A 19,195-nucleotide genomic window follows, 5' to 3' on the forward strand; every position below is an offset into this window, starting at 1 on the left:
GGCCACGCTCACACCCGGGCGGCCCCCAGCAGCCCTGCCTCCACCCGTTCCACGGCCAGCATCGCGCCGAACGCGACCAGGTGGACCAGGCAGTGATCGGTGAACGGCTCCACCCGCCAGGCCTGCACGTCCTCGGCGGTGATCCGGTACGGGGCCCGCGCCGCGAGCAGCGCCAGCCGGGCCCCCGGACGCTCCGCCCGGTCCGGCAGCCCGTCACCGGTCAGCGGCAGCGGCGTGAACCCGTCCCAGGCCGCCACCGATTCCCGTACGAACGTGGCGTCCTCCTCCGCCAGCAGCCCGGCCCCCGCGTGGGCCGCCGACCGCAGGGCGCCGAAGGCCGCGCCCACCGGGGTGCCCGCCGCCCAGGCGGGCTGCGGTCCCTCGGTCCCCAGCAGCGGAAGGCTCAGCCCCGGCTCCGGCCGGCCGCGCACCGCCCGGACCAGAGCCTGTCCCGCCGTGCTGTCCAGCAGCTCTACCGGGTCCGCGCCGCCCGACACCGCCTCCTCGTCGATCAGGGCCGAGACGATCCGGTTGATGAAGTGGAACGCCAGGGCGGAGCCCACGAACTCCGGCGCTTCGTCGGCGGCGAACGGGACCGGGCCCCGCATGTCCTGTCCCCAGGCCAGCAGCCGCTCGTGCTCCGGGCTGTCCGGGCGCTCGCCCCGGGCCAGCGCCCCGGCCAGCTCCCGGTCGCCGCCCGCGTACAGCAGCAGGGTGTGCGCGCCCACGCAGAACGGGCAGCGGTTGGCCAGCGACACCCCGTAGGTCACCAACTCCTTCTCCGTACGGGAGGCGTGGCCCGACAGCAGGGACTCCCGCATCAGGGCCCAGGCTCCCGCCATCAGATCGGGGGCGGCGGACAACGCGACGAAGGGCAGCGCGCCCTCGATGCCGAAGTCCCGGGTGATCTGCGCGTGCACGGCGGCGGTGCTGCCCTTCGTCTCGACTGCGGGTTCGGGTGAGGTGAAGCGGAAAGGTGAGGTCATGCCCCGGATCCTGGCGGGCGCGGGCGCCCCGGGTCGTCGTACGGGGGAAGGCAGTTGAGTCTGTTCCGCAGCGACCACCCGGACGCCCCGCTACTCCCCGGGGAGTAGTGCCGGAGCCGTCAGCGAGGAGGACGCGCCCGCCGGCGCCCCGGCGTTAGGCTGCCGCACATGCAGGGGGACAGCGCACGACAGGCGTATCTGCTGGACGGGGCGCTCGCCGCCGCCATCACCGCGGCGGTCGCCGCGGCGGCCTGGGCGGCCTCCTCGCCGGACCTCCTCGACCTGCTGCTCATCGCGACCGGTTCGCTCGCCCTGGCAGGACACCGCCGCGCCCCACGGTCGGTCCTCACCGTGACCGCGCTGTGCCTCTTCGCGTACGTCGTCCATGCCGAGCCCGGCAGTTGGGCGGCGTTCCCGGTCGTCGTCGCCGTCCACGCGGCGGCCCGCAGCGGACACCGGGCGTACGGCATCGCCGCCGGGGCCGCCTTCCTCGCCGGATACCTCGGTGTCCTGCTCGCCTCCGGGCCCGGCGCGGGGGAGACCGTCGAGCGGGCGCTCCTGCTGCTCGGCTGGTTCCTCTGCGCCGGAGTCACCGGACTGATCGACAAGAACTGGCAGGCCTATCTGCACCAGACCGAGCAGCGTGCGCTGGACGCCGAGCGCACCAGGGAGGAGACGGCCCTGCGCCGGGCGGGAGAGGAACGGCTGCGCATCGCCCGCGAGTTGCACGACTCGCTCACCCACTCCATCTCCATCGTGAAGCTCCAGGCGGGCGTCGCCGTCCATCTCGCCCACAAGCGCGGGGCTGTTGTGGACCCCGCCCTGCTCGCGATCCAGGAAGCGGGCGGCGAGGCCATGCGCGAACTGCGCGCCACCCTGGAGGTCCTGCGCGAGGACGATCCGGAAGAGCCCCCGCCCCCGGTGACGGGCCTGGCGCGGATCGGCGAGCTGACCGAGCGGGCCCGGGCGGCGGGGATCACGCTGTCCGTCCACGTCGACGGCGACGAACGCACCCTGCCCGAGGACGTCGACCGCACCGCGTACCGCATCGTCCAGGAAGCCCTGACCAACGTCGCCCGGCACGCCGCCCGCGCGACAACCGCCGTGCGGATCGGCTACACGGAGCGCAACCTCACCGTCGCGGTCCTCGACGAGGGCCCCTGCGCCCCCGGCTCCACCATCACCCCGGGCACCGGGCTCACCGGCATGCGCGAACGCGTCGCGGCGCTCGGCGGCACCCTCGTCGCGGCCCCCCGCCCGGACGGCGGCTTCGCCGTCCACGCGGAACTGCCGTCCGCCATTCCGTCGCCCCGGGCCGTGAGCCCCCGATGAGCGCGCCGAGACCCCTGCGCGTCGCGATCATCGACGACCAGGCACTGATGCGCGCCGGATTCCGGGCGCTGCTGGACGCCGAGGAGGACATCGAGATCGTCGGAGAGGCCGCGGACGGCCGCGCCGGGCTCGACCTCGTCCGCGAGCACATTCCCGACGTGGCGCTCCTGGACATCACCATGCCCGTGATGACCGGCATCGAGGCCACCCGGGAGATCGCCGCCGACCCCCTCCTGGCCCCGGTGCGCGTCGTCATCCTCACCAACTACGGACTGGACTCCTACGTCTTCGAGGCGCTGCGCGCGGGGGCCGCGGGCTTCCTCCTGAAGGACACCGAGCCCGCCGAGCTGCTCCGGGCGATCCGGGTCGCCGCCGACGGCGACGCGCTCCTCTCGCCCGCGATCACCCGCCGGCTGATCGGCGAGTTCGTCGCCCGCCCTCCGGACCGCTCCACCGCCCCCGGCCTGGAGGCCCTCACCCGCCGTGAGCGGGAGGTCACCGCGCTGGCGGCGCGCGGTCTCAGCAACGAGGAGATCGCCGTCCACATGGTGGTCAGCCCCTTCACCGCCAAGACCCATGTGAGCCGCGCGATGATCAAGCTCGGCGCCCGCGACCGGGCCCAGCTGGTGGTCTTCGCCTACGAGTCCGGGCTGGTCGAGCCCCGGTCGCGGGGCGGCGAGGGCCCGGCCCCGGGGCGGCGAGGCCCCCACGGTGCGTAAAGCCGTGCGGGGGCCTTGTGGAGCCCGGCACGGTGAAGAGATATCTTGATGTCAAGCAATGTTGCAGACGTGGAGCGGAGCACCCGGTGACTGACTCGACCATCATCTATACGCACACCGACGAGGCCCCTGCCCTGGCGACCTATTCGTTCCTGCCCGTCGTCGAGGCCTACGCCTCGACCGCAGGCGTCACGGTGGAGCGCCGTGACATCTCCCTCGCGGGGCGGATCATCGCCAGTTTCCCGGAGCACCTCAAGGCCGAGCAGCGTATCGATGACGCACTCGCCGAGCTCGGCGAGCTGGCCAGGACGCCCGGCGCGAACATCATCAAGCTGCCGAACATCTCGGCGTCGATCCCGCAGCTCAAGGCGGCCGTCGCCGAGCTCCAGGCGCAGGGCTACGCGCTTCCGGACTACCCGGACGACCCGCGGACCGACGCCGACAAGGACGTCCGCGCCCGGTACGACAAGGTCAAGGGCAGCGCCGTGAACCCGGTCCTGCGCGAGGGCAACTCCGACCGCCGCGCCCCCGCCTCCGTCAAGAACTACGCCAAGGCCCACCCGCACCGCATGGGCGCCTGGTCGGCCGACTCGAAGACGAACGTCGCGACCATGGGCGTCGACGACTTCCGCTCCACCGAGAAGTCCGCGGTCATCGCCGAGGACGGCTCGCTCCGCATCGAGCTGCACGGTGACGACGGCACCACCACCGTGCTCCGCGAGTCCGTACCCGTCCTCAAGGGCGAGGTCGTGGACGCGGCCGTCCTGCGCGTCGCCGCGCTGCGCGAGTTCTTCACCGCGCAGGTCGCCCGCGCCAAGGCCGAGGGCGTGCTGTTCTCCGTGCACCTCAAGGCCACCATGATGAAGGTCTCCGACCCGATCATCTTCGGCCACGCGGTCCGCGCCTTCTTCCCGAACACCTTCGCCAAGTACGGCGAGCAGCTCGCCGCCGCCGGCCTCACCCCGAACGACGGCCTGGGTGGCATTCTCAAGGGCCTGGACTCCCTGCCGGGCGTCGGCGCCGAGATCCAGGCGTCCTTCGAGGCCGAGCTCGCCGAGGGCCCGGCCCTCGCGATGGTCGACTCCGACAAGGGCATCACCAACCTGCACGTCCCCAGCGACGTCATCGTCGACGCCTCGATGCCCGCCATGATCCGCACCTCGGGTCACATGTGGGGCCCCGACGGTGACGAGGCCGACACCATCGCCGTCCTCCCGGACAGCAGCTACGCCGGTGTCTACCAGGTCGTCATCGACGACTGCCGCGCCAACGGCGCCTTCGACCCGTCGACCATGGGCTCCGTGCCCAACGTCGGTCTGATGGCGCAGAAGGCCGAGGAGTACGGCAGCCACGACAAGACCTTCGAGATCCCCGCCACCGGCACCGTGCGCGTCGTCGACACCAACGGCACCGTCGTGCTGGAGCAGGCCGTCGGCGCCGGCGACATCTTCCGGATGTGCCAGACCAAGGACCTGCCCATCCAGGACTGGGTCAAGCTCGCTGTCACCCGCGCCCGCGCCACCGGCAACCCGGCCGTGTTCTGGCTGGACGAGGGCCGCGCGCACGACGCCAACCTGATCGCCAAGGTCACCACGTACCTCGCCGACCACGACACCGACGGCCTGGACATCTCGATCAAGACCCCGGAGGAGGCCACCGCCTTCTCCCTGGAGCGCATCCGCCGCGGCGAGGACACCATCTCCGTCACGGGCAACGTGCTCCGTGACTACCTCACCGACCTCTTCCCGATCCTGGAGCTCGGCACCAGCGCGAAGATGCTCTCCGTCGTCCCGCTGATGAACGGCGGCGGTCTGTTCGAGACGGGCGCGGGCGGCTCGGCCCCCAAGCACGTCCAGCAGCTCGTCAAGGAGAACTACCTGCGCTGGGACAGCCTGGGCGAGTTCCTGGCCCTCGCGGTCAGCTTCGAGCACCTGGCCACCACCACGGACAACGCGCGGGCCCAGGTCCTCGCCGACACCCTGGACCGGGCGACGGGCACCTTCCTCAACGAGGACAAGTCCCCGAGCCGTCGCCTCGGCGGCATCGACAACCGCGGCAGCCACTTCTACCTGGCCCTCTACTGGGCCCAGGAGCTGGCGCAGCAGACCGACGACGCCAAGCTCGCCGAGGCGTTCGCGCCGCTCGCCAAGACGTTGGCCGAGCAGGAGGAGACCATCGTCGCCGAGCTCATCGCGGTGCAGGGCTCCCCGGCCGAGATCGGCGGCTACTTCCAGCCCGACCCGGCCAAGGCCGAGGCGATCATGCGCCCGTCCGCCACGTTCAACCAGGCCATCGCGACCCTCGCCTGACCTGATGTGAGGCGGACCCGTCCGCCTCACCGTTCCGCCCCGGCAGGCCTTCGTGCCCGCCGGGGCGGTTCGCGTTCGGAGCCCGTACGGGTGAAGGACCAATCCGCCGGGGCCGGGGCTCCGAATGACGACCGTGAGGATCACCCGGACAGCCCTGACCCGCGGCACGCTCGCCGCCCTGAGCGGACTGCTCGCGGGATTCGCCTCGCTGGCCTTCGCCGAGCTCGTCTCGGCGGCCGTCCGGCCCGAGGCGAGTCCCGTGACAGCGGTCGGCGGAGCGGCCATCGACCGGACGCCCGCCGGTGTGAAGGACTGGGCGATCCGGAACTTCGGCGAGGACGACAAGCTCGTCCTGCAACTCGGCATCGTCGCCACGCTCGCCCTCTTCGCCCTGGCCGTCGGCCTGTTGGCGCTGCGCCACCGGCGTACCGGCGCCGCAGCCGTCCTGCTCTTCGGCGTGGTCGGCACGGCGGCCGCCGTCAGCAGGCCGGACTCCACGGGGCTCGTGGACGGACTGCCGTCCCTGCTGGGGGCGGTCGTCGGGGCCGTCCTGCTGTACGTCCTCATCGGCAGGCTCACCGCGCCGCACCGGATCACGGGAGATCAGGAGCAGGAGGGCGGCTGGGACCGCCGCGGATTCCTGATCGCCGCCACGGCCGCGGCCGCCGCCTCCACAGCGGCGGGAGCCGCCGGCCGGTTCCTCAACGGGCGGAGCGCCCAGGACGCCGTCGCCTCGCGCGATGCCGTACGGCTGCCGGGACCGGCCTCGCCCGCGAAGCCGGTCCCGGCGGGCGCACAGCTCAGGGTCCGGGGCATCAGCCCCTTCACCACCCCGAACGACACGTTCTACCGGGTGGACACGGCCCTGGTGATCCCCAAGGTGGACGCGAACTCCTGGCGGCTGCGGATCCACGGCAAGGGCGTGCGGCGGGACCTGGAGTTCACGTACCAGGACCTGCTCCGACGCCCGTTGATCGAGCGGGAGATCACCCTCACCTGCGTCTCCAACGAGGTCGGCGGCCCCTACGTCGGCCACGCCCGCTGGATCGGCGTCCGGCTCTCCGACCTGCTCAAGGAGGCCGGGGTGAAGCCGCCGTCCCGGGGCGGCCCGGCCGACCAGATCGTCGCCCGCTCCGTGGACGGGATGGCACTCGGCACCCCCGTCGAGGACGTCATGGACGGCCGGGACGCGATGCTCGCGGTCGGGATGAACGGCGAACCGCTGCCCTTCGTCCACGGATTCCCCGTGCGCATGGTCGTCCCCGGACTGTACGGATACGTCTCGGCCTGCAAGTGGCTCGAGGACATCGAGCTCACGACGTTCGACGCCTACGACCCGTACTGGGTGAAGCGCAAGTGGGCCCGCAAGGCCCCGATCAAGACCCAGTCCCGGATCGACACCCCCAAGCCCTTCGGCCGCCCGGAGGCCGGCACGGTCATGGTGGCCGGGGTGGCCTGGGCCCAGCACCGCGGCATCGAGAAGGTCGAGATCCGGGTGGACGAGGGCCCCTGGCGACCGGCACAGCTCGCCGAACAGGACACCGTCGACACCTGGCGCCAGTGGTCCTACCCGTGGAAGGCGACCCCCGGCGGCCACACCCTGACCGTCCGGGCCACCGACCGTACCGGTGAGGTCCAGACCGAGGAGCGCACCAAGACCGTCCCCGACGGTGCGAGCGGATGGCACTCCGTGGTGGTGACCGTCGACTGACCCGACGGGCTGCCCTCCTCCCCGTACGATCGGTCCGCCCGGACGCCCTACGGCACCCGGGCAGTCCACTCCGGCGTACCGAACTTGGTGCGTACGAGCTCCTCGGCGCGTGCCAGCTCGGCTTGTGTCACGCTGCCCGCGGTGAGGCCGTGGCGCTTGCGGAAGGAGTCGATCATCCGCTCGATGACGACCTGGCGGGGCAGCCCCGTCTGCCGCCGCAGCGGGTCGACACGCTTCTTCGCGGACCGGGTGCCCTTGTCGGACATCTTCTCCTTCCCGATCCGCAGCACCTCCAGCATCTTGTCGGCGTCGATGTCGTACGCCATCGTCACGTGGTGCAGCACGGCGCCCGGCCCGCCGTCCGGTCCGACCATCCGCTTCTGCGCGGCCCCGGCGATCTTGCCGACCTCGGTGGCGATGTCGTTGAGCGGCTGGTACCAGGCCTTGATGCCCATGTCGGCCAGGGCTTCGAGGACCCAGTCGTCCAGATAGGCGTAACTGTCGGCGAAGGAGAGACCCGAGACGAGTGACTGCGGAACGGCCAGCGAGTAGGTGATGGTGGAGCTCGGCTCGGCGAACATCGCGCCGCCGCCGGAGATCCGGCGCACGACGTTCACCCCGTGCCGCTCGACGCCTGCAGGGTCGACCTCGTTGCGCAGCGACTGGAAGCTGCCGATGATCACGGCGGGGGAGTCCCACTCCCAGACCCGCAGCGTCGGCGGCCGCAGCCCCGCCGCGACCTCGGCGGTGATCACCTCGTCCAGCGCCATGTGCAGCGCGGGCGACTGCGGGGCCTCGTGGATCAGCTGCCAGTCGTAGTCGCTCCACTCCGTGGCCTGCGCGAGCGCCCGGCGTACGGCGATGGCGACCCCCTCCGCGCTCAGCCCGAGCATCACCGCGGAGTCGGGCAGCGCCGCCTCGATCCGGGCCGCGAGCCCGGCCGTGTCGGTGTTGGCCGGAGCGCCTTCCAGCGCCGCGTCGATCGCCAGGATGGCCTCGTCCGGTTCGAGGAAGAAGTCCCCGGCGACGCGGACGTTCCGCAGCGCCCCGCCCGCCACCTCCAGATCCACCACGACCAGCTTGCCGCCGGGAACCTTGTACTCACCGTGCACAGCGCCGCCTCCAACTCCTGATGTCCATCGCGAAGGCCCGGCTCGACGGACGAGCCGGACACATCCGGATGTAACGCGTGCGGGGGCGTCGATCATCCCCCGTTCATGCGACGGTGTGCGCCGGGACCGTGCGCTGCCCGGGGCCGTTGTAGACGCCGAGCGGCCGGATCAGCGCGTTGTGCTCGAGCTGCTCGCTGATGTGGGCGGTCCACCCGGTGATCCGGCTCATCACGAAGATCGGGGTGAAGGCCGCGACGTCGAACCCCATCAGGTGGTACGCGAGCCCGGCGGGGTAGTCCAGGTTGGGGTGGATGCCCTTGCGGCTGATCATCGCCCGGCGGAGAGCGGCGTGCAGGGTCGCCAGCCGGGTCACGTCCGGGTCGCCCGCCCGCGCCACCAGCCGGTCGGTGGCCTCCTGCATGATCGGCACCCGGGAGTCGCCGTGCCGGTAGACCCGGTGGCCGAAGCCCATGATCTTCCGCTTGGCGGCCAGCGCCTCGTCCAGCCACTCCTCCGCCCGGTCCGGATCGCCGATCTCGTGGAGCATGTGCATCACGGCCTCGTTGGCCCCGCCGTGCAGCGGCCCCTTGAGCGCCCCGATCGCCGCCGTCACCGCGCTGTACAGGTCGGAGAGCGTGGAAGTGACGACCCGGGCGGTGAACGTCGAGGCGTTGAAGCTGTGCTCGGCGTAGAGGATCAACGAGACCTCGAAGCAGCGCACCACCTCCGGGTCCGGCACGCTCCCGAAGCACATGTGGAAGAAGTTCTCCGCGTACCCGAGCGACGGATCCGGCGCCACGGGGGCGAGCCCGCGCCGCCGCCGGTGGTCGGTGGCCACCACCACCGGCAGCCGGGCCAGCAGGGCGAGGGACTTGGCGTGATGGGCGGCGGTGCTGTCGTCCTCCTCGGTCGGGTCCTCGGAGCCGAAGAAGCTCACCGCCGTCCGGAGCACATCCATCGGATGGCAGGTCTCCGGCAGCCGGGCCAGCAGCTCGGCGGTGGTCCGGTCCAGCGGCCGCAGCGCGCGTTCGCGGGCCTCGAAGGACGTCAGCTCGGCCGCGTCGGGCAGCTCGCCGTACCGGAGCAGATACGCGACCTCCTCGAAGGAACAGCGGGCGGCCAGGTCCTGGACCGGATAGCCGCGGTAGGTCAGGGAGTTGGTCTCCTGGATGACGGTGGAGATGGCGGTGGTGTCGACGGCGACCCCGGCGAGACCGCGGTGGATCTCGGGGGTGGCGGATACGGGTGCGGGCATGGTGAACCTCCGGGCGTACGTGGATGAGGGGCTTGGTGGTCAGGCGTCCGGCGGCAGCGTGAAGTCGAAGACCGCCGAGTCGAACGCGCCGTACTCCTCGTAGCCGAGCACCTCGTACAGCCGCGAACGCGTCTGCATCCGGGGGAGCAGGGCCTGTTGGGTGCCGTCGGCGGCCAGGGTCCGCAGCCCGTCCTCCACCGCGCCCATCGCGAGGCGGAAGAGGGTGACGGGGTAGAGCGCGATGTTGTAGCCGAGGTTCTCCAGCGTGGCCGCGTCCAGCAGCGGGCCCTTGCCGAACTCCGTCATGTTGGCCAGCAGCGGTACGTCCACGGCGGCCCGGAACGCCTCGAACTCGCCCTCGTCCGCGAGCGCTTCGGGGAAGACGGCGTCGGCGCCCGCGTCCACGTACGCCTTCGCGCGGTCGATCGCCGCCGTCAGCCCCTCGGGGCCGCGGGCGTCCGTGCGGGCCATCAGCAGGAAGTCCGGATCGCGGCGGGCATCCACGGCGGCCCGTACCTTACGGGCCATCTCGGCGCGCCCCACGAGCGTCTTGCCGTCCAGATGGCCACACCGCTTGGGGTTGACCTGGTCCTCCAGATGCAGCCCCGCCAGCCCGGCATCCTCCATCAACTGCACCGTGCGCGCGGCGTTCATGGGTTCGCCGAACCCGGTGTCCGCGTCGATCAGGGCGGGCAGGTCCGTGACCCGGGCGATCTGCTGGGCCCGCGCCGCGATCTCGGTCGAGGAGGTCAACCCGAGGTCGGGGAGCGCCAGTTCGGCGGCGAGAACCGCCCCCGACAGATACACCGCCTCGAACCCGGTCTCCTGGATCAGCCGCGCCGAGTACGGGTTGACCGCGCCCGGCATGCGCAACAGCCGCCCGGAGGCGAGCTGTTCGCGGAACGTGCGGCGGCGCTCGGTGGGTGTGGTGCGGGTGTGCAGCATCAGAACAGCCCCTTCGGGAGCCCCGCGTCGAAGGCCGCGACCGCCTCCGTGTCCACGACCGGGAACAGCGCGTCGAGACCGTCTGCCGGCAGCTCCGCGAGCCCCTCGGCCGCCGTCAGGAAGCGGTCCTGGTCCCCGGCGGCCACGATGCCCTCCGCGAGCGTACGGAACTTCGCCACGTACCCCGTACGGTCGAACGGGCGGGCTCCCGCCGGGTGCGCGTCGGCCACCGCCAGCTCGTCCTCGATCACCGTGCCGTCCACCAGCGTCACCACCGCCCGGCCGCCGAAGGCCCGCCGCTCCGGGTCCGGGTCGTGGTAGCGGCGGGTCCACTCCGGGTCCTCCACCGTGGAGATCCGCTGCCACAGCTCCACCGTCCCGGGCCGCCGCGCTCGCTCGGGGGCGTACGACCGCTCGTGGTGCCAGGCCCCGTCCTCCAGGGCGACCGCGAAGATGTACGGGACCGAGTGGTCCAGCGTCTCGCGGCTCGCCGTCGGGTCGTACTTCTGCGGGTCGCCCGAACCGGAACCGATCACCTGGTGCGTGTGGTGGCTGGTGTGCAGCACGATCGAGCGGATCTTCTCCGTCGGGCCCGTCCGCTCCCGCAGCCGCCGCGCCAGGTCGATGACCGCCTGCGCCTGGTACTCCGCGGAGTGCTCCTTCGTATACGTGTCCAGGATCGCGCGCCGCGCCTCGCCCGGCTCCGGCAGCGCCACCGTGTACGCCGCGTCCGGCCCGTCCAGCATCCGGGCGAGGAACCCGTCCTCACCCTCGTAGACCGGCGACGGCGAACCCTCGCCGCGCATCGCCCGGTCCACCGCCTCGATCGCCGCCTTGCCCGCGAACGCCGGGGCGAACGCCTTCCAGCTGGAGATCTCACCCTTGCGCGACTGCCGGGTCGCCGTCGTCGTGTGCACCGCCTGCTGGACCGCCTGGTACGTGGTCCCCGTGTCCAGCCCGAGCAGCGCGCCGAGCCCGCACGCGGTGGCGGCGCTCAGGTGGGCCACATGGTCGACGCGGTGTTCGTGCAGGCAGATGGACCGCACCAGGGCCACATGGATCTCGTACGCGGCGACGATCGCGCGCAGCAGCTCCGCGCCGGTGCGCCCGGTGTGCTGGGCCACGGCGAGCAGCGGCGGGATGTTGTCCCCGGGGTGCGCGTAGTCCGCGGCCAGGAACGTGTCGTGGAAGTCCAGCTCCCGAACGGCCGTGCCGTTGGCCCAGGCCGCCCACTCGGGAGAGACCCGGACACCGGGGGCCGCGCCGAACACGGCCGCTCCCGGGGTGGCGCGATGGGCCAGCGCCTGGCCGCGGGCGACCGCGACCGGCCGGCGGAGCAGGGACGCCACGGCGACGGAGGCGTTGTCGACGACCCGGTTGACGGCCATCGTGGCCGCCTGCGGATCGAGGGCGGAGGCGTACTGGGTGCCGGTGGCGACGGCCGCCAGCTTCCAGGCGAGCTGCTCCTCGCGGGGCAGCCGGGCGGCGCTGGGGTGGACGCGGACGTGGTGGTCGATCACGGGGCTCCTCGCGACGTCGGTGGTGCCGTACGGAAGGAGCTTTCCCCGCTCCGGCCCCCGATGCGACCGCTCCACTGTGCACAATCCGTACAGCGCTGAGCTGCGAATCTGCGAATCCTGCGAAAGATGCGGATGCTACTTTCGCAGAAAGCCCCGGAGTCGAGGCAGCAGCGCGGAAAGGGGTGCCGAGCCGATGGGACGGCCTGCCGGACGGAAGATCTACGCCCACGCCAAGCTGCGGCGGCTGCGCCGGGAGCGAGGGATGAACCAGGTCGAGCTGGCCCGCGCACTCGGCCTCTCCACCAGCTACCTCAACCAGATCGAGCACAGCCGCCGCCCGCTGACCGCGCCCGTGCTGCTGCGGATCGCGGAGGTCTTCGGCGTCGACCCCGAGTTCTTCTCCGAGGCCGACGAGGAGCGCCTCGCCACCGACCTCCGCGCCGCTCTCGGCGACGAGGCCTGCGGGACCCAGGTCCCGCTGGAGGAGGCCGCCGACGTGGCCCGCGACCACCCGGAGGTGGCCCGCGCTCTGGTCGCCCTGCACCACCGCTACCGGGACGCCGCCGAGCGGGTCGTCGCCCTCGCCCCGCCGCAGGACGGTGCATCGCTCCTCACCGCCGAACCCCATGACGAGGTACGGGACTTCTTCTACGCCCACCACAACCACTTCGGCGCCCTGGACGTGGTGGCCGAACGCACCGCGACCGACCTCGGCACGGGTTCGGCGGGCCGCACCGCCGACGCACTGAAGAGCCGTCTCGCCACCCGCCACGGCATCACCGTCGTCACCACCGACCCCGAACGGGCCGCCGAAGCCCGCCGCTTCGACCCCGACAGCGGCCTCCTGCTGCTCTCGCCCTGGCTCAGCGAGGCCCAGCGCGCCTTCCAGCTCGCCACCCAACTCGCCCTGCTGGAACACGGATCGCTACTCGACACCCTGGTCGCCGGCGGCGAACTCGCCTCCGCACAGGCGGCGGGGCTGGCCCGTATCGGCCTCGCCAACTACTTCGCCGGCGCCCTGCTCATGCCGTACACCGCCTTCCACCGGGCCGCCGAGGAGCTGCGCTACGACATCGAGCTGCTCCAGGCCCGCTTCGGCGTCGGCTTCGAGACCGTCTGCCACCGGCTCTCCACCCTCCAGCGCACCGGTGGCCGGGGGGTGCCGTTCTCGTTCCTCCGCGTCGACCGGGCGGGGAACATCTCCAAGCGGCAGTCCGCCAGCGACTTCCACTTCTCCCGGCTCGGCGGCACCTGCCCGCTCTGGACGGTGTACGAGGCGTTCTCCGCGCCCGGCCGCATCCTCACCCAGGTGGCCGAAATGCCGGACGGCAAGCGGTACTTCTGGGTGGCCCGGACCGTGACGCGTGGCGGTTTCGGCCACCGCGCGCCCCGGGCCGACTTCGCCGTCGCGCTCGGCTGCGAGCTACGCCACGCCCACCGGCTGGTGTACGCCGAAGGGCTGGCCCTGGACGACCCCCGGTCGGCCACCCCCATCGGGCTCGGCTGCCGGATCTGCGAACGGCAGGACTGCGCCCAGCGGGCCCGGCCCCCGGCCGGGGGCCGGCTGGCCGTCGACCCCGACCGTCGTACGCATGTGCCGTACCCGGTGGAGGCCGACGGCCCGGGGGCTGACCTCAGCGGTGGGTGAACTCCGCCGGCCGCTTCTCGGTGAACGCCTTCATGCCCTCCTTCTGGTCGGCCGTGGCGAACACCGCGTGGAACAGGCGGCGTTCGAAACGGACGCCCTCGGCGAGCGTCGTCTCGAAGGCGCGGTTCACCGCCTCCTTCGCCATCATCGCGACGGGCGCCGACATGCCGGAGACCGTGTCCGCGATGGCGAGCGCCTCCTCCAGCAGATCCGCGTCCGGGACGATCCTGGAGGCGAGTCCGGCCCGCTCCGCCTCCTCGGCGCCCATGTTCCGGCCGGTCAGGCACAGGTCCATCGCCTTGGCCTTGCCGACCGCCCGGGTCAGCCGCTGGGAGCCGCCGATGCCCGGGATCACCCCGAGCCGGATCTCCGGCTGCCCGAAGACCGCCGATTCCGCGGCGATGACCAGGTCGCACATCATGGCCAACTCGCAGCCCCCGCCCAGGGCGTAGCCCCGTACGGCGGCGATCGTGGGCGTGCGGAGCTGCCCGAGGCGGTCCCAGGCGGTGAACCAGTCGCTGAGATACATGTCCGTGTAGCTCTGCGGCTGCATCTCCTTGATGTCCGCCCCCGCCGCGAACGCCTTCTCGCCGCTGCCGGTGATGACGACGCAGCCGACGTCCGGGTCCCGGTCCAGGGCCTCGGTCGCCTCGACCGTCTCCCGCATGACCTCCAGGCTCAGCGCGTTGAGCGCCTTGGGCCGGTTCAGGGTGAGCAGGGCGGTACGGCCCCGGCGCTCGACCAGGATGGTCCCGTACGGGCCCGGGGTGGACGTGCTCTCGCTGTTCTCGCTCACGCGGTGGTGCCTTCCTGTGCATCGGTGGTGTTCGACGAAGCGGCCCGGATGGCCCGGACGATCCCGGAGAAGTCCTGGTCCGCCCCCGCGCCCTCGGCGAACCTGGCGTACAACTCGGCTGCGCGGAGCCCCAGTTCGGCGTCCACGCCGCCGGCGTGGACCGCGTTGGCGGCCAGCCCGAGGTCCTTCGCCATCAGGGGCGCGGCGAATCCGGGGCGGTAGTCCCGGTTGGCCGGGCTCGTCGGGACCGGGCCGGGGACCGGGCAGTTGACGGTGAGCGCCCAGCACTGGCCGGAGGCCGCCGACGCCACGTCGTACAGCGCCTGGTCGGACAGGCCCAGGCTCTCGGCGAGGACGAACGCCTCGCTGACGGCGATCATCGAGACGCCGAGGATCATGTTGTTGCAGATCTTCGCCGCCTGCCCGGCGCCCGCCGCACCGCAGTGCACCGCCTTCCTGCCCATCACGGACAACAGCGGCTCGGCCGCCGCGAACGCGGCCTCCTCGCCCCCGGCCATGAACGTGAGCGTGCCCGCCTCGGCCCCCACGACCCCGCCGGAGACCGGGGCGTCCAGCGAGCGGTGACCCGCAGCCGAGGCCGCCGCGTGGGCGGCCCGGGAGTCGGCCACGTCGATGGTCGAGCAGTCGACGAACAGGGTGCCGGGGCGGGCGGCGGCGAGCAGGCCCTCCGGCCCGTACAGGGAGAGGACATGGCGTCCGGCGGGCAGCATGGTGATCACCACGTCCGCGACGGCCGCCGCCTCGGCGGCGGACCGGGCCGCCTCGACCCCGCCCTCCACGGCGGCCGCCAGGCAGGACTCGACGAGGTCGTGGCCGAGCACCCGGTGCCCGGCCCGGACCAGGTTGGCAGCCATCGGGCCGCCCATGTGGCCGAGGCCGATGAATGCGACGGTCGTGGCGGTCACCAGGGCACCTCCTGCGGTGAGTCGGATGCGGCGAGGGACAGTTCCTCGCCGCCGGTCGGTGCGAAGTACCGGGCCACGTCCGCGTCCGTGACCTCCACGAGCGTGCCGGGCGACCAGCGCGGTGTCCGGTCCTTGTCGATCACCTGGGCCCGAATGCCCTCCACCAGGTCGGGGGAGGTCAGGGCCGCGTACGAGACCCGGTACTCCTGCTCCAGCACCCGTTCCAGCGGCCCGAGTTCGCGGGCCCGGCGCAGCGCGGCCAGCGTGACCTTCAGCGCGGTGGGCGAGCGGTCGAGGATCGTGGCGGCCGCCTCTCCGGCCGCCGGGGCGTCGGAGGCGAGCAGCCGTTCCACGATCTCCTCGACCGTGTCGGCGGCGTAACAGTGGTCGATCCAGGCGCGGTTGGCGTCCAGCGCGCCGAGGGGGGCGTCCCGGACGTGGCGGTGAAGTACCGGGGCCGGAGCCTCGGTCCGCAGGTCGGCGAGGAACGCGGGCAGGTTCGCCTGCGGCACGAAGTGGTCCGCGAGCCCGCACAGCAGGGCGTCCCCGGCCCCCACCACCGCGCCGGTCAGGGCGAGATGGGTGCCCAGCTCGCCGGGGGCCAGCGCCAGCAGATAGGTGCCGCCGACATCCGGCACGAAGCCGATCCCGGTCTCCGGCATGGCCACCTTGGACCGCTCGGTGACGATCCGGACGCTGCCGTGCGCCGACACCCCGACCCCGCCGCCCATCACGATGCCGTCCATGACCGCGACGTACGGCTTCGGGTAGCGGGCGATGCGGGCGTTGAGCCGGTACTCGTCGCGCCAGAACGCGGCCGAGGCCGTGCCGCCCGCGCGGGCGTCCTCGTAGATGGACCGGATGTCGCCGCCGGCGCACAGGCCGCGTTCCCCGGCCCCGGTGATGACGACGGCGCCCACCTCGGGGTCGTGCTCCCACCGGTCCAGGGCCGCCGCGATCGTCTCCACCATCGTGTGGGTGAGGGCGTTGAGCGCCTTGGGGCGGTTCAGGGTCAGCACCCCCGTACGCCCTTCGATGTGTACCCGTACGAGCTCCTCGGTCATCGCAGGGCTCCCGTCAGACTCCGGGCCACCATGACGCGCATGATCTCGTTGGTCCCTTCCAGGATCTGGTGGACCCGCAGGTCCCGGACGATCTTCTCGATGCCGTACTCGGCCAGATAGCCGTAGCCGCCGTGCAGTTGGAGCGCCCGGTCGGCCACCGAGTAGCCGGTGTCGGTCGCGAAGTGCTTGGCCATCGCGCACAGTTGCGGTGCGCCCGCGACGTTCCGGTCGAGCGCTTCGGCGGCCTGCCGCACCAGGGCGCGGGCCGCGGCCAGTTCGGTCGCCATGTCGGCCAGCCGGAACTGCAGCGCCTGCGCGTCCAGCAGCCGGCCGCCGAACGCCTCCCGGTCCGCGAGATGGGCCAGGCTGCGGTCCAGCGCGCTCTGTGCACCGCCCAACGAGCAGGCGGCGATGCCCAGTCGGCCACCGTTCAGGCCGTTCATCGCGATCCGGAAGCCGCCGCCCTCCTCGCCGAGCAGCCGGTCGGCCGGGATCCGCACCTCGTCCAGCAGGACCTGCCGGGTGGGCTGGGCGTTCCACCCCATCTTCTTCTCGTTGGGCCCGAACGACAGCCCCGCATCGTCCCGTTCGACGAGGAACGCGGAGATCCCCCGGGGCCCGTCGTCGCCGGTGCGGGCCAGCACGATGTAGAGGTGCGAGGCGCCCGCCCCGGAGATGAACTGTTTCGTCCCCGTCAGCACGTAGTGGTCGCCGTCGCGGACCGCGCGGGTGCGCAGCGCGGCGGCGTCGGAGCCGGCGCCCGGTTCGGTCAGGCAGTAGCTGCCGAGCTGCTCCATGGTGCAGAGCTCCGGCAGATAGCGGCCCCGCTGGTCCGCGGTGCCGTACCGGTCGACCATCCAGCCGACCATGTTGTGGATGGAGAGATAGCCCGCGATGGACGGGCAGCCGGTGGCCAGGGCTTCGAAGACGAGGACCCCGTCGGAGCGGGAGAGCCCGGAGCCGCCGATGTCATCGCGTACGTAGACGCCGCCGAGGCCGAGCCCCGCCGCCTTGCGTAGGACGTCGACCGGGAAGTGCTTGTCCTGGTCCCAGGCCACGGCGTGCGGGGCCAGGTGTTCCTGGGCGAAGTCCAGGGTCGTCTCGACGACCGCGAGCTGGTCGTCGGTGAGGAGCGTGGTCACGGCACTCATCCCATGGTCGGAATCGTGAAGCTCGCGCCGTCCCGGATACCCGAGGCGGGCCAGCGCGAAGTGACGGTCTTCGTACGGGTGTAGAAGCGGATGGCGTCCGGCCCGTGCTGGTTCAGGTCGCCGAAGCCGGACCGCTTCCAGCCGCCGAACGTGTGGTACGCCACCGGCACCGGGATCGGCACGTTGACGCCGACCATGCCGGTGTCGACGCGGCGGGTGAAGTCGCGTGCGGTGTCGCCGTCGCGGGTGAAGAGCGCGACGCCGTTGCCGTACGGGTGCTCCGAGGGCAGTCGCAGCGCTTCTTCGTAGTCGGCCGCGCGGACCACGCACACCACCGGGCCGAAGATCTCCTCCTGGTAGATCCGCATGTCCGGGGTGACCCGGTCGAAGAGCGAGGCACCGGCGAAGAAGCCGTCCTCGTGCCCCTCCAGGGTGAAGTCGCGTCCGTCGACGACCAGTTCGGCGCCCTCCTCGACGCCGAGGTCGACATAGCCGCGGACCCGGTCCACCGCGTCGCGGCCCACCAGCGGCCCGAAGTCGGCGTCCGGGTCGTCCGAGCGGCCGATCCGCAGCTCGGCGATCCGCTCGGTGAGCCGGGCGACCAGCGCGTCGGCGGTGGCCTCGCCCACGGGCACCGCCACCGAGATCGCCATGCACCGCTCGCCCGCCGAGCCGTAACCGGCGCCGATCAGCGCGTCCACCGCCTGGTCCAGGTCCGCGTCCGGCATCACGATCATGTGGTTCTTCGCCCCGCCGAAGCACTGCGCGCGCTTGCCGTGGGCGGCGGCCGTGGCGTAGATGTGCGCGGCGATCGGCGTGGAGCCGACGAAGCCGAGCGCCTTGACGCGCGGGTCCTCCAGCAGGGTGTCCACCGTCTCCTTGCCGCCGTTGACGACATTGAGCACCCCGGGCGGCAGACCCGCCTCCAGGAACAGTTCGGCCAGCCGCAGCGGCACCGACGGGTCCCGCTCGGAGGGCTTCAGGATGAAGGCGTTCCCGCAGGCCAGAGCGGGTGCGGCCTTCCACAGCGGAATCATCGCCGGGAAGTTGAACGGGGTGATGCCCGCGACGACGCCGAGCGGCCGGCGCAACGAGTGGACATCGATCCCGGACCCCGCGTTGTCGCTGAACTCGCCCTTCAGCAGATGCGGGACACCGGCGGCGAACTCCACCACGTCCAGTCCGCGCGCGAGGTCGCCGTGCGCGTCGGCCACGGTCTTGCCGTGCTCGGAGGAGAGCAGCCGGGCCAGCGCGTCCTTCTCCTTCTCGACGAGCTGGAGGAAGCGCAGCAGCACCCGGGCGCGGCGCTGCGGATTCCACTCGCCCCACTCGCGCTGCGCCTCGGCGGCATCCGCGATGGCGGCCTCGGTCTCGGAGCGGTCGGCGAGCGGCACGCGCGCCTGGACCCGGCCGGTGTTGGGGTCGTACACATCGCCGTACGTGCCCGAGGTGCCGGGCGTGTGCTTGCCGCCGATGAAATGGGTGAGTTCGCGGACCATGGAAGCCTGCTCTCGTCGGTGAGATCGTCAGGTGAGATCCGGGGATGGCGCGCGGCGGCCACCGGCGCACGGCACACCGGTTCGGTTCGGTGCGCGCGGACGTGGAGGGGCCTGCCGTCGCGGGACGCGAAGGGCGGTGGGGCCAGTCAGGGGGCGGGGGGAACCGCTCGCCGGGAGAGGCCCACGGGGCCGTGCATGCGGACCGGTGCCATGCGTGTCTGC

Annotated in this window: 15 protein-coding genes; 5 read left to right on the forward strand and 10 right to left on the reverse strand. The window is 72.4% G+C overall.

Annotated features, from left to right (window positions below; genetic code table 11):
• Nucleotides 1–8: 8 nt before the first annotated feature.
• Complete coding sequence (locus ACIQPT_RS18930; protein ID WP_401157022.1) at nt 9–986, reverse strand: carboxymuconolactone decarboxylase family protein; 978 nt, start codon at nt 984–986, stop codon at nt 9–11.
• Nucleotides 987–1,154: 168 nt separating this feature from the next.
• Here ACIQPT_RS18930 and ACIQPT_RS18935 point away from each other — a divergent pair, with 168 nt between their 5' ends.
• From ACIQPT_RS18935 to ACIQPT_RS18950, 4 genes are all read left to right on the forward strand, one after another.
• Nucleotides 1,155–2,318, forward strand: a complete 1,164-nt coding sequence (locus tag ACIQPT_RS18935; RefSeq protein WP_401157023.1) for a sensor histidine kinase — start codon at nt 1,155–1,157, stop codon at nt 2,316–2,318.
• The gene (locus tag ACIQPT_RS18940; RefSeq protein WP_401157024.1) at nt 2,315–3,037 is read left to right on the forward strand and encodes a response regulator; all 723 of its coding nucleotides are present in this window, start codon (nt 2,315–2,317) and stop codon (nt 3,035–3,037) included. The genes ACIQPT_RS18935 and ACIQPT_RS18940 overlap by 4 nt, the downstream gene beginning before the upstream one ends.
• 86 nt (nt 3,038–3,123) lie before the next feature.
• Nucleotides 3,124–5,346: an NADP-dependent isocitrate dehydrogenase gene (locus ACIQPT_RS18945; RefSeq protein ID WP_401157025.1), complete on the forward strand. Its 2,223-nt coding sequence runs from the start codon at nt 3,124–3,126 to the stop codon at nt 5,344–5,346.
• A 124-nt stretch (nt 5,347–5,470) separates the two neighbouring features.
• Nucleotides 5,471–7,057 (forward strand): molybdopterin-dependent oxidoreductase, encoded by a 1,587-nt coding sequence (locus ACIQPT_RS18950; protein WP_401157026.1) that lies wholly within the window; start codon nt 5,471–5,473, stop codon nt 7,055–7,057.
• A gap of 47 nt (nt 7,058–7,104) precedes the next feature.
• Here ACIQPT_RS18950 and ACIQPT_RS18955 read toward each other — a convergent pair whose 3' ends face one another.
• The 4 genes from ACIQPT_RS18955 to ACIQPT_RS18970 all read right to left on the reverse strand — a co-directional run bounded on the left by ACIQPT_RS18955 (nt 7,105) and on the right by ACIQPT_RS18970 (nt 11,889).
• Nucleotides 7,105–8,169, reverse strand: a complete 1,065-nt coding sequence (locus ACIQPT_RS18955; RefSeq protein ID WP_401157027.1) for a biotin/lipoate A/B protein ligase family protein — start codon at nt 8,167–8,169, stop codon at nt 7,105–7,107.
• A 103-nt stretch (nt 8,170–8,272) separates the two neighbouring features.
• Nucleotides 8,273–9,424, reverse strand: coding sequence for a bifunctional 2-methylcitrate synthase/citrate synthase (locus tag ACIQPT_RS18960; protein WP_401157028.1), 1,152 nt, complete (start codon nt 9,422–9,424; stop codon nt 8,273–8,275).
• A 39-nt stretch (nt 9,425–9,463) separates the two neighbouring features.
• On the reverse strand, nt 9,464–10,369 hold the full coding sequence (gene prpB / locus ACIQPT_RS18965) for a methylisocitrate lyase (protein ID WP_401157029.1): 906 nt from the start codon (nt 10,367–10,369) through the stop codon (nt 9,464–9,466).
• Nucleotides 10,369–11,889, reverse strand: a complete 1,521-nt coding sequence (locus ACIQPT_RS18970; RefSeq protein WP_401157030.1) for an MmgE/PrpD family protein — start codon at nt 11,887–11,889, stop codon at nt 10,369–10,371. Before ACIQPT_RS18970 ends, prpB begins: the two co-directional genes overlap by 1 nt.
• A 193-nt stretch (nt 11,890–12,082) precedes the next feature.
• Here ACIQPT_RS18970 and ACIQPT_RS18975 point away from each other — a divergent pair, with 193 nt between their 5' ends.
• Nucleotides 12,083–13,537, forward strand: a complete 1,455-nt coding sequence (locus ACIQPT_RS18975; protein WP_401157031.1) for a short-chain fatty acyl-CoA regulator family protein — start codon at nt 12,083–12,085, stop codon at nt 13,535–13,537.
• Here the strand turns inward: ACIQPT_RS18975 and ACIQPT_RS18980 are convergent.
• Genes ACIQPT_RS18980 through ACIQPT_RS19000 form a run of 5 tightly spaced genes read right to left on the reverse strand, consistent with a single transcriptional unit; the run spans nt 13,524 to nt 18,973 of the window.
• The gene (locus ACIQPT_RS18980; protein ID WP_401157032.1) at nt 13,524–14,333 is read right to left on the reverse strand and encodes an enoyl-CoA hydratase; all 810 of its coding nucleotides are present in this window, start codon (nt 14,331–14,333) and stop codon (nt 13,524–13,526) included. The two genes, ACIQPT_RS18975 and ACIQPT_RS18980, sit on opposite strands and share 14 nt — an antisense overlap.
• Nucleotides 14,330–15,262 carry a 3-hydroxyisobutyrate dehydrogenase gene (gene mmsB, locus ACIQPT_RS18985; protein WP_401157153.1) on the reverse strand — a complete coding sequence of 311 codons (933 nt, stop codon included), beginning with the start codon at nt 15,260–15,262 and terminating at the stop codon, nt 14,330–14,332. The genes ACIQPT_RS18980 and mmsB overlap by 4 nt, the downstream gene beginning before the upstream one ends.
• Nucleotides 15,256–16,323 (reverse strand): enoyl-CoA hydratase/isomerase family protein, encoded by a 1,068-nt coding sequence (locus ACIQPT_RS18990; protein WP_401157033.1) that lies wholly within the window; start codon nt 16,321–16,323, stop codon nt 15,256–15,258. The genes mmsB and ACIQPT_RS18990 overlap by 7 nt, the downstream gene beginning before the upstream one ends.
• Nucleotides 16,320–17,474 carry an acyl-CoA dehydrogenase family protein gene (locus ACIQPT_RS18995; protein ID WP_401157034.1) on the reverse strand — a complete coding sequence of 385 codons (1,155 nt, stop codon included), beginning with the start codon at nt 17,472–17,474 and terminating at the stop codon, nt 16,320–16,322. The genes ACIQPT_RS18990 and ACIQPT_RS18995 overlap by 4 nt, the downstream gene beginning before the upstream one ends.
• Nucleotides 17,471–18,973: a CoA-acylating methylmalonate-semialdehyde dehydrogenase gene (locus ACIQPT_RS19000; RefSeq protein ID WP_401157035.1), complete on the reverse strand. Its 1,503-nt coding sequence runs from the start codon at nt 18,971–18,973 to the stop codon at nt 17,471–17,473. The genes ACIQPT_RS18995 and ACIQPT_RS19000 overlap by 4 nt, the downstream gene beginning before the upstream one ends.
• Nucleotides 18,974–19,195: the final 222 nt, after the last annotated feature.

This window comes from Streptomyces sp. NPDC091289, from assembly GCF_044757365.1.
Lineage (GTDB): Bacteria > Actinomycetota > Actinomycetes > Streptomycetales > Streptomycetaceae > Streptomyces.